We start from the raw sequence: 12,916 nt of genomic DNA on the forward strand, positions 1-12,916 counted from the left end.
GCTACTCCGCCGCGTGCAGGCGGCCGGCGCCGGCCTTGACGTGGCTGTGCGCGCGCCGGTCGAGGTCGCGGCTGAGATGGCGCAACACCTCCGCCGAGGCATCGGCGAGGACGGCCCGGTAGCCGGCGATGGCGCGGGCGAAGACGTTGTAGATGATGACCGCCGGGATCGCCGCGACGAGGCCGATCGCGGTGGCGAGCAGCGCCTCGGCAATGCCCGGCGCCACGACGGCGAGGTTGGTGGTGTTGGCCTTCGAGATGCCGATGAAGGCGTTCATGATGCCCCAGACCGTGCCGAACAGGCCGACGAAGGGCGCGGTCGAGCCGATGGTGGCGAGAAGGCCGGTGCCGCGCTGCATGGCGCGGCCGGCGCGGGCCTCGATCCGGTGGAGGGCGATCTGCGTCCGCTCCTTGATGCCGTCGGCCGAAAGGTCGGGCGAGCGCTCCTCCTCGCGCAATGCGGCGTCGACGAGCGCGGCGACCGGGCCGCGTTTCGGCCATTTGCCGCCTTTGCCGCCGCGCTCGCCGGCGACGACCTCGCCAAGGCTTTCGGCCCGCTCGAGCCGGCGGACCGCGCGCTGCGCCCGGGTGCGGGCGCTGGCGAGTTCGATGCTTTTGGCCAGCCAGATCGTCCAGGTGACCAGCGAGGCGAAGGCGAGGCCGATCATCACCGCCTTCACGACGTAGTCGGCGGCCATGAACATGCCGTAGGGCGTCAGGTCGTGCGGCAACGCCGCCGCCGGCCGCGCCGCTGCCGCTGGGGCGGCCAAGAGCTCGGAAGCCACCGGGGTAGCGCCACCAGTCGGTGCGCCGTCATCGGCCGCGCTGCCGCCGGCCGTGCCAGCTGGTGCGGTCGGCGCCACGGGAGCTGCCGGGGCTTCGGCGGCAGGCGTCGCTGGCGTTGCCGGCGGCGTCGGTGCTGCGGTCGGAGTCTCCGCCTGCGGGGCCGTCGGTGGCTGGGCCGACGGTTCCTGGGCTGCGGCGACGGGGGCCAGCAGCAGAGCAAGGGCCAGGAGCCCGGTTCGCGTGAACAGCGGGGGAAGAGCGGTCATCTCAATCTTTCTCGGCAACGCCGAATGGGCTTTCTCGACAGGGCTGAACGGGCTGCCGGGGTGTTGACCGACGGGACGGCGCAAGGCGGCGCCGCGACCCCCGCGGCCGCATCGGCGAAGCCAGCCGGTGCGGGGTGCCACAGGGCCCGGACCTCTCGGGAGATTGCGTGCTGCACCGTCTGCCCACCTCGTGGTCAATGGGGCCGGGCCTGCCGTCTTTCGGGAGAAGCGGAGGACGCCGGGGATCAGAGCATCGATTCCTGACCCGATCACTCAAGTTTCCATACGCACAATTACAGAAGAATCCAAACCTCAATTCTTCCTTGGAATTATTCCAGTTCACGCCATGGAGGACGAGGATAGCTTGTCTGGAGGGATTCTAATCTGCGTGATGCTTTACCAACACTGTCGCCGCATCGGTCCCGCGCCGCCATGCCGCGACCGGTCGGCCAGCCGCGATACCGTTGCCGTCGCCCAAGACTGTCCGTCCGCTTGCGGTCCCGAAGCTGCTGGACGCTTCTCTGCGAAGGGAAAGCCACCGTCGGCCTCGGCCTCAGGCCGCGCCGACCGCCACATCCCGCGGCGCGGCGGAGGGGAAGGGGCCCATGCGCACTTGGTCTCGGCCGCCTGCCTTGGCGGCGTAGAGGTGATGGTCGGCGGCGACGAACAGGCGGTCATAGCTCGCCGGACCAAGAAACGTCACGCCGCCGACGCTGACCGTCAGCGGGCGCGCGACACCATCAGGCTGGAAGGTTTCGCTGCGGATCGCCAGGCGGATCCGCTCGGCCGCGGCCTCGGCCTGTCGCGCGTCGGTGCCTTGCAGCAGCACCGCGAACTCCTCGCCGCCGATCCGGCCGACGAGGTCGGCTTCGCGCAGTGTGGCGCGGATCGCCCGGGCGATGATCTGCAGCGCTACGTCGCCGCGCTCGTGGCCGAACTCGTCGTTGATCTGCTTGAAATTGTCAGCGTCGATGATCAACAGCGCCGCGGTCGCGTTCGCCCGGTCGGTGCGTGCGAGAAAGGTCTCGGCGAGCACGGTGAAGGCATGCCGGTTCAGCAGACGCGTCAGACTGTCGGTGCTGGCGACGACGAGGAGTTCGGCATAGGCGATCGCCAGTTGCCGCATCTTGTAGGTCAGGAAAAACAGCAGCGGCCCGGCAAGCGCCGTCGGCAGCGCCACATCGATGAACACGGACCACCGCATTTCTTCGGGCGTCATCCCGTCGAAATTGACTGAATCGACGGCCACGGCAGCGAGCACACAGAAGAGTGTCCCCAGCGTCGTCGCCGCGATGACCCGCGCCCACCCCGTGGCCGCCCAGAAAGCCCGCCGCTCGGGCGTTCCGCGCTTCACGCCACGCAGTCCGAGTACCCGGATCCGGGCATTTGAAAACGGGGGCAAAAGGTAAGCGACGACATGAAGGGCCTAGGATTTCGTACGATCCGCCGCAAGAAACAGCGCAGGTGCGATGTAACCATTTAGCCAGCCAAAGGTTCATGCACTGTTTATGTCGGCCGGCCTGCCGAAGCCCGCGGGATCGGTTCGAGCTGGGGAGGGCGTGATGCACAGGGCTGCGCCCGGCTGCGGACCACCCTCGCCACCACCCCCGCCCTGTGCTAAAGCCCGGGCTCGCATTGCACTGCAGCATCACGGCTTCCGCCCGCCTGCCGTCGCGCTCCGTTTTTCCGACGTCCGGGCCAAAACCATGCTGCAGATCAACAATCTCACCTTCAACGGCTGGGGCCGGAAGTTCTTCGACGATGCGAGCGTGCTTCTGCCGACCGGCGCGAAAGTCGGGCTCGTCGGGCGGAACGGGGTTGGCAAGTCGACGCTGTTCAAGCTGATCCTCGGATCGCTCGGGCCGGACGGCGGTGAGATCGCGCTGCCGAAGGCGGCGCGCATCGGCTCGGTCGACCAGGAACATCCGGCGACGCCGATCACTCTGATCGAGACCATCCTCGAGGCCGATCTCGAGCGCGCCCAGCTGACGGCGGCGCTCGAGACCGCCGAGCCCGAGGAGATCGGCGACATCTACATGCGCCTCATCGACATCGACGCCGACGGCGCGCCGGCGCGAGCGGCGGAAATCCTCGTCGGCCTCGGCTTCTCCACCGCCGATCTCGACCGACCGATGGCGGAGTTCTCCGGCGGCTGGCGCATGCGCGTGGCGCTCGCCTCGGCGCTGTTCTCGGCGCCCGACATGCTGCTCCTCGACGAGCCCACCAACTATCTCGATCTCGAGGGTGCGCTCTGGCTGGAGGCGCGGCTGAAGAAATATCCGAACACCGCTCTCATCATCAGCCATGACCGCGAGCTCCTCAACAATTCGGTCGACCACATCCTGCACCTCTCGGAAAAGAAGCTCGACCTCTATACCGGCGGCTACGACGACTTCGAGAAGCGCCGGGCGGAGAACCAGCGGCTGGCAAGCTCCGCCAAGGCCAAGCAGGACGCCGAGCGTGCGCATCTGCAAAGCTTCGTCGACCGCTTCAAGGCGACAGCGTCCAAGGCGACGCAGGCGCAGTCGCGCGTCAAGCGCCTCGCCAAGATGCAGCCGGTCGGCCTCACCATCGAGGCGCAAGTGGCGCCCTTCACGCTGCCCTCGCCGAAGCGCCCACTGGCGCCGCCGCTGATGCAGCTCGACGCCGTTGATGTCGGCTATGCCGGCGTGCCCGTGCTGCGCGACCTTAACCTCCGGCTCGACATCAACGACCGCATCGGCCTTCTCGGCGTCAACGGCGCGGGCAAGTCGACGTTCGCCAAGCTTGCCGCCGGGGCGCTGGCGCCGATGGCGGGGCGCATGCAGCGCGACCGACGCGTCGAGGTCGGCTGGTTCCACCAGCACCAGATCGAGGCGCTGGACCCGAACGACACGCCGATGGACATCATCCGCCGCTCGCTGCCGGACGCCTCCGAGGCGCAGCGCCGCTCGAAGCTCGCGCAGTTCGGCTTCCACTTCGACAAGCAGGAGACGATCGTCGACTCGCTCTCGGGCGGCGAGCGCGCGCGCCTGCTCCTGAACCAGGTGGCGATGTCGGCGCCGCATCTCCTCATCCTCGACGAGCCGACCAACCATCTCGACATCGATTCGCGCCGGGCGCTGCTCGACGCGCTGAACGAATACGAAGGCGCCGTGATCCTCGTCACGCACGATCGCTCGCTGATGGAGCTCGTCGCCGACCGTCTCTGGCTTGCCGCCGACGGCCACGTGAAGCCGTTCGACGGCGACATGGACGACTACGCGAAATTCGTCCTCGACCGCACCAACAAGGGCCAGCGCGCCCCGAGCCAGGTGCGCGAAGGCAAGAAGCAGAAGCGCGCGCGGGGGTAAGGCAGACCTTCTCCCCTCCGGGAAGAAGGTCGCGGCAGCGGGATGAGGGGTGGCGCAGCCTATCGAGGGTCGCCGCCTTCGGCAGCCCCCTCATCGGCCTGCCGGTCCCTTCTTCCCGATGCGCCGAAGAACGCAGCGTCGGTGCCGCATCTCTTCCGCCAGCCGCCGGCGCTACGCCGCGTCGGTGCGCACGACGTAGTCGGCGGGCAGACTTTCGCGGAGAACGAGGCGCATATTGGGGAGGTCGTTGCCCTCCATCTTGGCGATCATCTCGGCGCCCTCAAGCCCAAAGCCTTGCCAGCGCTCCGTCAACCGCGCCTCCAGCACGGCCGGGTCGGCCGCGAGCGACACGGTGACGTCGAAGAGGTCTCTGAGGTCCCGCCAACCCGGCGCGTTGAGGAGCAGGTAGTTGCCCTCGACGACGATGATGCGCGTGCTGCCGGCGATGATGCGCCCGCCGGCGCGAGCGATCTCGATCGAACGGTCGAAGACGGGCACCGCGATGTCGCTGCCGTCGTCGGCCTTTAGCCGGCTGATCATCGCCGCCAGTCCGCCGAGATCGAAGGTGTGCGGCGCGCCTTTGCGCGGCCGGTCGCCACGGGCGATCAGCACGGCGTCGTCGAAGTGATAGCCGTCCATCGGCAGCAGGCCGGCAAGGCCCGGCGTCTCACCGTTGAAATGATCGACCAGGTGCTCACAGGTCGTGCTCTTGCCGACGCCCGGCGGCCCGGCGACCGCGACGAGCAGGCGCTTCGTCCGGTCGGTCGCCAGGAGCAGCGCCACGAGCGCCTCGATCGTCAGGGGCCGGCTCATGCGCGGCCACTCGCGAGATAATTCCCGGCGCCGACGCTTTCGTCCATCGCCTCGCAGTCCGCAAACACCCGTCCGACGCCGATGAGGATCGGCCGGTCGACACCGATGCGGGCGACGATGGCGGCGAGTTCGGCGAGCGTGCCGGTGCCGCGCGTCTCGTCGTGTCGTGAGATGTTGGCGGCGACGGCGACGGGGGTTTCGGCGGCAAGGCCGTGCGCGATCAGCTCGGCGGCGATGCGGGGCGCCATCCGCCCACCCATGTAGAAGATCGTGGTGGCGTGGTCGTCGGCAAGCGCCCGCCAGTCGAGGCTGTCCGGCAGGTCGCCCTTCTGGGAATGGCCGGTGACGAAGCGCACCTGGCTGGCCCGGTCGCGGTGGGTCAGCGAGACGCCGAAGCCGGCTGCCAGCGCCGAGGCCGCGGTGATGCCCGGCACGATCCTGACCGGAATGCCCTCGGCCTTCAGCGCCGCGATCTCCTCGCCGGCCCGGCCGAACACCGAGACGTCACCCGACTTCAGCCGCACGACGTGCTTGCCGGCCTTGGCAAACTGGATCATCAGCGCGTTGATGTCCTCCTGCCGGCAGCTCTCGCGCGACGCCCGCTTGCCGACCAGCATGCGCTTGGCCTCGCGGCGGGCGAGCTCCAGGATCTCGTCGGAGACGAGGTCGTCGAAGAGGATCACATCGGCCGCCTGCAGCGCGCGCACCGCCTTCAGCGTCAGCAGCTCGGCCTCGCCGGGGCCGGCGCCGACCAGCGTCACGCGGCCGCCGACCTCGGGTGCGGCGGCGATCTCGGTGACGAGGCGGCGGATGTCGGCCGCGTCCGTCGCATCCGGCGCCTCGCGGGTGAAGGCCTTTACCGCAAAGCGCTCCCAGAACGCACGGCGGAGCGGGCCGGGCTCGAGCCGCGCCATCACCTCCGAGCGAACGGCGGCGGCAAGGCCCGCCCAGCCGGCGAGCGCGCGGGGCAGCAGCGTCTCGATGCGGCGGCGGATCGCCTGGCCGAGGATGGGCGCGGCGCCATCGGTCGAGATGCCGATGACGGCCGGCGAACGGTTGACGATGGTGCCGAAGCGGAAGCTGCAGAAGTCCGGCTTGTCGACGACGTTGCACGGCACGCCCGCCGCGCGCGCGGCGCAGGCGAAGGCCTGCGCCTCGGCCTCGGTCTCGCAGTCGCCGACCGCGAGCGCGGCGAGCGCAAAACTGTCGAGCGCCCAGGGCCGGTCGAGATGGGTAATCGAGCCCGCCGCAGGGCCGCCGGCGAGCAGAACCGCCATCTCCTCGCCGATCTCGGCTTTCGGGGCATAAAGCACAACGTTGGCCCCGGCGGCCGCCAGCAGCTCGGCCTTCCACGCCGCCCCGGCGCCGCCGCCGGCCATGGCGACGCGCTTGCCCGCGAGATCGTAGAACACCGGCAGCACCGCCAGCGGCTCGATCCGCTGGCTGCGGGTGCGGGCGCTTTCCTCGTCGCGGGCGACGGCGGCCAGCCGGGCGGGAATCATCTCGGACATCACGGTCTTTCCGGGCAGATCAGGCGAGCGGCAATGTCGTTCGTCGCCGGCGCGATGTCGAGGTCTGCTTTTGCCATTGCGCCGCCTGCCGGAGATTCTTCCTTCTCCGCCAAGCGCTTCCGCGTCAAACGACCGGCTTGCGCGGCTCAGCCGTGGTCGGCGGTGAAGCCGCAGGCCTTGATGCCGGCGACGGCGCAGATCTCGTCATTATCCGAGGTATCGCCGGTAATGCCGACGGCGCCGATCACCCGGCCCTCCTCGTCGCGCACCAGCACGCCGCCGGGCACGGGCACCAGCGAACCCTTGGCGAGCGCGTTCATCGCCTGGATGAAGAAAGGCTGGCTTTCGGCGCGGGTCTGCAGCGCGCGCGAGCCGATGCCCATCTGCACCGCGCCGTTCGCCTTGCCGATGGCGATCTCCGGCCGCATCGGGCTTGCGCCCGTCATCCGCTCCAGCGCCACCAGTGCGCCGCCGGCATCGAGCACGGCGACCGTCAGCGGCTTGAGGTTCAGCTCGGCGCCCTTGGCAAAGGCGGTCTGGATCATGGTGCGGGCGTGGTCGAGGGTGAGGGTCATCGTTGATCCTTGGCTGCGCCGGGGGACAAGCCCGCGGCAGGAGAAGGCCCGATCCCGCCGGGCGTCCTCTCCGCGATAGAGGGTTTGCCGGCCACACCGCAAGCGCTGTTGTCGGCAAGGCCCGAAGGTGCCGTTCGCTTGGCCGCAAGCGCCCGCCACCGGGTGTGCCTGAACCCGCCTGTCCGCGGGGGAGCGGCAAGACGCCGTTTGCGCGATCGAATTGCGGCGGGCAAGGTCGCCGCCGGGAAGGCGCCGCGCGGCGCGGAAAAGAGCGGAGGCTGCGGATGCTGAGATGGATCGGATGGGCAGCGGTGCTGGCGCTGGCGACAAGCCCTGCCGGGGCGCTCGAGCTGCCGCGGACCTGGCAGTCGCAGCATTTTGCCGGCAACCCGCTGGTCGGGACCCTCGCCGGCGCCGACGGCCGGCCGGTGGCGGTGGCAGCGCTCGAAGAGGCGATGGCCGCGGCCCGCTACGTCCTCGTCGGCGAGACGCACGACAACCCCGACCACCACGTGATCCAGGCCGCCATCGTCGCCGATCTCGCGCCCCGAAAACCCGCTTTGGTGTTCGAGATGATCACCGCCGACGAGGCCCCCGCGCTCGGCGCCTTCCTCGGCGATCCCCAGCGGAACGCAACAGGGCTCGGCCCGGCGGTGCGGTGGAACGAGCGGGGCTGGCCGGACTATGCGATGTACCAGCCGATCGCCGAAGCAGCGCTCGGCGCAGGCCTTGATATCCGGCCCGGCGACCTCGGCCGGGAGACCGCGCGCGCGATCGGGCGACAAGGTTTTGCGGCGCTCGGGCCCGGAGAGGCGGCACGTCTCGGGCTGGACCGGACGATGTCCGAGGATGCCGCGGCAGGGCTGACTACCGAGCTCAGGGACTCGCATTGCGGCATGCTGCCCGACGCGGCGCTGCCCGGCATGCTCAACGTGCAGCGAGCGCGCGATGCCGTACTCGCCGACGCGATGATCGCGGCGGCTGCGCCGACGGGGGCAGCCGTGCTGGTCGCCGGCTCGGGGCATGCGCGGGCCGACCGGGGCGTGCCGGCCGCGATCCGCGCCCGCGAACCAGGCGCTGCCGTGGTCGCGATCGGGCTCGTCGAGGTGACCAGTGCCAAGGCCGACCTTGCCACCCTCGGCATTTCGCCGGAGACGCCGGCACCCTACGATTTCGTCCTGTTCACCCCGAAAGCCGACATCGCCGATCCCTGCGAGGGCCTCGCGGAACAGCTGAAGGCGATGCCGAAAGCGCCGGCCGCCGGCGCCGAGTGACCGGCAAGGCGGCGAGCCCGGCCAGCTCAGACCGAGCGGGTGATGCCGCCGTCGACGCGGATGTTCTGGCCGGTGATGTAGCCGGCCCCCTCGGAGGCGAGGAAGGCGATGGTGGCGGCGACCTCCGCGCTGTGGCCATAGCGTTGCATCGGAATGCGCTGCCGCCGCTCCTCGGTCTCCGGAAGGCTGTCGATGAAGCCGGGCAGGACGTTGTTCATCCGGATGTTCTCGGCCGCATACTTGTCGGAAAAGAGCTTGGTGAAGGCGGCAAGTCCGGCTCGGAAGACGCCGGAGGTCGGAAACAGCGGGTCGGGCTCGAAGGCCGCAAAGGTCGAGATGTTGATGATCGCGCCGCCGCCGCCCGCCTGCAGATGCGGGGTGACCAGCCGGGTCGGGCGGATGACGTTCATCAGGTAGACGTCGAGCCCGGTGTGCCAGTCCTCGTCGGTGAGGTCGAGGATGGGCGCCCGCGGCCCGTGGCCGGCGCTGTTGACGAGCACGTCGATCCGTCCCCATCGGGCGAGGGTGGCGTCGACCAGCCGCTGCAGGTCCTCGTTCGAGCGGTTCGACCCGGTCACGCCGATGCCGCCGAGCTCGGCCGCCAGCGCCTCGCCCTTGCCGGAGGAGGAGAGGATCGCGACGCCGAAGCCATCGGCCGCCAACCGCCGCGCCGCCTCCGCGCCCATGCCGCTGCCGCCGGCGGTCACGATGGCGATTTTCTGCGGGGACATGATCTTCCTTCCCAATCCGAGCATTGATTCGACGTGCGAGTGTAGCGTGGTGCTTCGTCCCGTTGCATCGGATCTGCAGAACGGTGGCCTCGACGGCGTCGCAGCACTCTATCTGTCACAAGGGGTTCATCCGCGCTTCAAGCGGCTGTCACGCAAAACCGATGTCTACCGCCCATCGCATTCGGCCGGAGACATCCCCCATGACATCGATTCTCGCCCGCAGCATCGCGCTGCTGCTTCTTGGCGCCTGCGCCGCTTCCGCGCAGTCTCCGGACGGCAACTCTCTCGAGGGCAAGGCCTTCGACGCCGTGCTCGCCGGTCAGGCCGTGCTGCCGGCGGCGACGACGGTTGCAGCCCCTGCCGACGCCCCGGCCTTCCTGAAGCAGGCCGGCAAGTTCACGACGCCCGACCGCCAGCGCACCACCGCGCTCGGCACGGTGCCGGGCATGGACGGCAAGCGTCCGACCAATACCGGACTGCCGGTCGACGGCCAGTCCGTCCAGGGCTTCTCGGGCATCCGCAAGATGGCCGACGGCACGTTCTGGAGCCTGTCCGACAACGGCTTCGGCTCCAAGGCGACGTCGAGCGATGCCATGCTGATGCTGCACCACCTCGCCATCGACTGGAAGGCCGGGACCGTCGACCGCCAGGAGACGATCTTCCTCAGCGATCCCGGGATGAAGGCGCCGTTCCCGATCACGCTGGAAGGCACCGACACGCGCTATTTCACCGGCGCCGACTTCGACGTCGAATCCATCCAGCCGGTGGCGGACGGATTCTGGGTCGGCGAGGAGTTCGGCCCCTATCTCCTGAAGTTCGACACCGCGGGCCGGCTGCAGTCGGTGCACGCGACGAAGGTCGGCGAGACCAAGGTGATGTCGCCCGACAATGCGCTGGTGAAGCTGCCGGACAATCCGACCAAGTCGATGCCGGCGACGAACATCAAGCGCTCGGGCGGGTTCGAGGGACTGGCACTGTCGCCGGACGGCACGCGTCTCTACGGCCTGCTCGAGGGGCCGCTCTACACTGAGGGCAAGACGGCCACCACCGGGGACGGCCGCACCGGGCTCGAGATCATCGAGTTCGACGTCGCCAAGGGCGACTGGACCGGCCGGTCCTGGCTCTATCCGCTCGCCCCCGGCGGCGAGGCGATCGGCGACTTCAACATGATCAGCGCGACCGAGGGCCTCGTCATCGAGCGCGACAACGGCGCCGGCCGTCCGGCTGACGCCTGCAAGGGCGAGCCGGCGGCCGACTGCTTCGCGACGCCCGCCAAGCTGAAGCGGATCACCAAGATCGAGCTGACCGACGCGAATGCCGGCAAGGCGGCGCGCAAGATCGGCTATATCGACCTCCTCGCGATCAAGGATCCGAACGGTCTCGCCAAGCAAGGCGGCAAGGACGGCGTCTACGACATGCCGTTCGTCACCATCGAGAATGTCGACCGGGTGGACGACACCCACATCATCGTCGGCAACGACAACAACTTCCCGTTCTCGGCCGGCCGCAACCTCAACAAGGTCGACGACAACGAGTTCGTGCTGCTCGACGTCGGCGATTTTCTGAAAGCTGAATAACGGGCGTACCGATCGCGCTGTACCGAGAATGTGTCAGTTGGGCTCGCCATTTGTGGCGAGCCCAACGTCATTCCAGGCGCTGCCGCTTGACGATGGCGTATTTCGGTCCGAGTCGTCTTGGACTGCGGCCGGCTACGTTTACGCGTCTTGCCAAATCAAGCCGGATGCTTGTCTCGTATCCCCGTAAGAGGAAACTCGGCAAAAGAACGGAGGAGGGTATCGATGGCCGCCAGCACCTCAACCGTCTTGACCGCAGCAGGCCTGAATATCGCAGTGACCGGCGTGGTCGCGGCAATGGCCTATACCGTGATGACCAATCAATGGTCGACGGCGCAGGTTCTGGGCCAACATACCGCGGCGATCGGGACGCTGCTCGACGAGGTTCAGGACATCAAGCGCAGCGTCGTTGGCCTACGCGAAAAGGCAGCAACGATCGAGACTCAGTTGCGCGTCGCCCAAACAGATGTCGTGACACTGCTGGCCGATGCAGGCTTTCCTATCGACAGGAACGTCAAGATTGTTTGGGTGGGTGAACAGTTCGTCCTCTTCCCGCAGACACAGGCAGCCAGTGATTACCTGCGGGAGCAGAAGTTCACGCCGGTCCAGCTCACCCCGTCCATCGCCGGGTTCGCCCTCGACAGCCGGAGCGCCAACATCGTGAAGGCTGTGGTCGACAATGCCGCGTCCACGAAGCCTCTGGTTGTTCCTGACGTCAGCGACGGAGGAAACACAAAGGTCGAACCGCAGTAAGGACCGCTGTGCATGCCTTCGCTTGCACGGCTTTTTCGTCAGCCGAACTTGCGCCCGGCATCCACCGCCAGCCCGAGACCCACGCTGCCGAAGGCGTCGCTCTCGACGATGCGGGCGCCTGCGAACAGGCCGGTGACGGCGCGGCGGACGACCGGGATCTGCGTCGAGCCGCCGGTGAGGAGCACGGTCTCGATCTGGTCTGCTGTGACGCCGGCCTGGGTAAGGCACTCGGCGACGCTGCCGGCGATCCCGGCAACGAGGCCCTCGACTGCCGCGTCGAACTCCGCGCGGCTGACGGCGTGCTCGAGCTTCAGGCCGGGCTCGGACAAAGCGATGACGGCGTTCTCTGCATCGGTGAGATCGATCTTCGCCGCCTCGACCCTGCCGGCGAGGCGGTGGCCGGAGCGGTATTCCAGGAGCGTCATGAAGGCCTCGAGCCGTTCCGGATGCGCGGCCTCGCGCTTCAGCTCAAACAGGTCGCGGGTGATCTTCGGGGTGTAGAGCTGGTTGATCCGGTGCCAGGTGGCGAGGTCGTTCCAGTACCAGACCGGCAGGCGGCGCTTGCCGTCGGCGGTCGAGGTGCCCAGCCCCAGCGCCGGCATGATGGTGGCAAGGCTCAGCACCTTGTCGACGTCGGTGCCGCCGATGTGAACGCCGGAATTGGCGAGGATGTCGTCCTTGCGGTCGGTGCGGCGCGCGCCCTCGGGCGACAGGCGGATGACCGAGAAATCCGAGGTGCCGCCGCCGATGTCGACCACCAGCGCCAGCTGCTCGGCATTCACCTCGCGCTCGTAGTTGAGCGCCGCGGCCACCGGCTCGAACTGGAAGGCGATTTCCGAAAAGCCCTGCGCGCGGGCGGCCGTCTCCAGCTGGTCCTGCGCGGTGCGGTCGGCCGCTTCGTCGCCATCGACGAAATGAATGGGGCGACCGAGCACCACGCGCTCGATCGGCGCGCCGGCATCCGTTTCCGCCTTCTTCTTCAGCGAGGCGAGGAAGAGGCCGATGATCTCGCCGAAGCCGAGACGCTGGCGGCCGACCCGCGTCGTCTCCTCCATCAGCGAAGTGCCGAGCACGCTCTTCAGCGCGCGCATGAAGCGGCCTTCGGCGCCGTCGACATATTCGAACACCGCCTTGCGCCCGAAATAGGTACTGTGATCCTCGAGACTGAAGAACATCGCGCTCGGAATGGTGGCCTGGCCGTCTTCCAGCGCCACCAGCTGCGGGGCGCCGGCGGCGATGAGGCCGAGAGTCGAGTTCGTCGTGCCGAAATCGAGGCCGCAGGCAAGTCTGGTCATGGGATTG

Annotated in this window: 11 protein-coding genes; 4 read left to right on the forward strand and 7 right to left on the reverse strand. The window is 68.7% G+C overall.

From position 1 onward, the window contains the following. Position 1: 1 nt before the first annotated feature. Entirely contained in the window at positions 2-1,051 is a 1,050-nt protein-coding gene (gene exbB, locus ACZLZY_RS19560; RefSeq protein ID WP_472935722.1) for a tonB-system energizer ExbB, read from the reverse strand. Between the two features lie 553 nt (positions 1,052-1,604). Next, positions 1,605-2,405 carry a GGDEF domain-containing protein gene (locus ACZLZY_RS19565; protein ID WP_472935723.1) on the reverse strand — a complete coding sequence of 267 codons (801 nt, stop codon included), beginning with the start codon at positions 2,403-2,405 and terminating at the stop codon, positions 1,605-1,607. 352 nt (positions 2,406-2,757) lie between these two features. On the opposite strand from ACZLZY_RS19565, the gene ACZLZY_RS19570 reads away from it, so the two are divergent. After that, a complete protein-coding gene (locus ACZLZY_RS19570) occupies positions 2,758-4,383 on the forward strand; it encodes an ABC-F family ATP-binding cassette domain-containing protein (protein ID WP_472935724.1) in 1,626 nt (541 codons plus the stop codon). 171 nt (positions 4,384-4,554) lie between these two features. Here the strand turns inward: ACZLZY_RS19570 and ACZLZY_RS19575 are convergent, their stop codons facing one another. The 3 genes from ACZLZY_RS19575 to ACZLZY_RS19585 all read right to left on the reverse strand — a co-directional run bounded on the left by ACZLZY_RS19575 (position 4,555) and on the right by ACZLZY_RS19585 (position 7,282). Beyond that, a complete protein-coding gene (locus ACZLZY_RS19575; RefSeq protein ID WP_472935725.1) occupies positions 4,555-5,196 on the reverse strand; it encodes a nucleoside/nucleotide kinase family protein in 642 nt (213 codons plus the stop codon). Then, the gene (gene cysG, locus ACZLZY_RS19580) at positions 5,193-6,707 is read right to left on the reverse strand and encodes a siroheme synthase CysG (protein WP_472935726.1); all 1,515 of its coding nucleotides are present in this window, start codon (positions 6,705-6,707) and stop codon (positions 5,193-5,195) included. Before cysG ends, ACZLZY_RS19575 begins: the two co-directional genes overlap by 4 nt. A gap of 146 nt (positions 6,708-6,853) precedes the next feature. After that, entirely contained in the window at positions 6,854-7,282 is a 429-nt protein-coding gene (locus ACZLZY_RS19585; RefSeq protein ID WP_472935727.1) for a GlcG/HbpS family heme-binding protein, read from the reverse strand. A gap of 284 nt (positions 7,283-7,566) precedes the next feature. Here ACZLZY_RS19585 and ACZLZY_RS19590 point away from each other — a divergent pair, with 284 nt between their 5' ends. Then, complete coding sequence (locus ACZLZY_RS19590) at positions 7,567-8,556, forward strand: ChaN family lipoprotein (RefSeq protein WP_472935728.1); 990 nt, start codon at positions 7,567-7,569, stop codon at positions 8,554-8,556. Between the two features lie 26 nt (positions 8,557-8,582). Here the strand turns inward: ACZLZY_RS19590 and ACZLZY_RS19595 are convergent, their stop codons facing one another. Then, positions 8,583-9,287 carry an SDR family oxidoreductase gene (locus ACZLZY_RS19595; protein WP_472935729.1) on the reverse strand — a complete coding sequence of 235 codons (705 nt, stop codon included), beginning with the start codon at positions 9,285-9,287 and terminating at the stop codon, positions 8,583-8,585. Between the two features lie 200 nt (positions 9,288-9,487). Here ACZLZY_RS19595 and ACZLZY_RS19600 point away from each other — a divergent pair, with 200 nt between their 5' ends. Continuing rightward, positions 9,488-10,864 (forward strand): esterase-like activity of phytase family protein, encoded by a 1,377-nt coding sequence (locus ACZLZY_RS19600; RefSeq protein WP_472935730.1) that lies wholly within the window; start codon positions 9,488-9,490, stop codon positions 10,862-10,864. A gap of 222 nt (positions 10,865-11,086) precedes the next feature. After that, positions 11,087-11,614: a hypothetical protein gene (locus tag ACZLZY_RS19605; RefSeq protein WP_472935731.1), complete on the forward strand. Its 528-nt coding sequence runs from the start codon at positions 11,087-11,089 to the stop codon at positions 11,612-11,614. A gap of 38 nt (positions 11,615-11,652) precedes the next feature. Here the strand turns inward: ACZLZY_RS19605 and ACZLZY_RS19610 are convergent, their stop codons facing one another. Beyond that, entirely contained in the window at positions 11,653-12,909 is a 1,257-nt protein-coding gene (locus tag ACZLZY_RS19610; protein ID WP_472935732.1) for an Hsp70 family protein, read from the reverse strand. Positions 12,910-12,916: the final 7 nt, after the last annotated feature.

Source organism: Mesocryomonas lacus, from assembly GCF_055730135.2.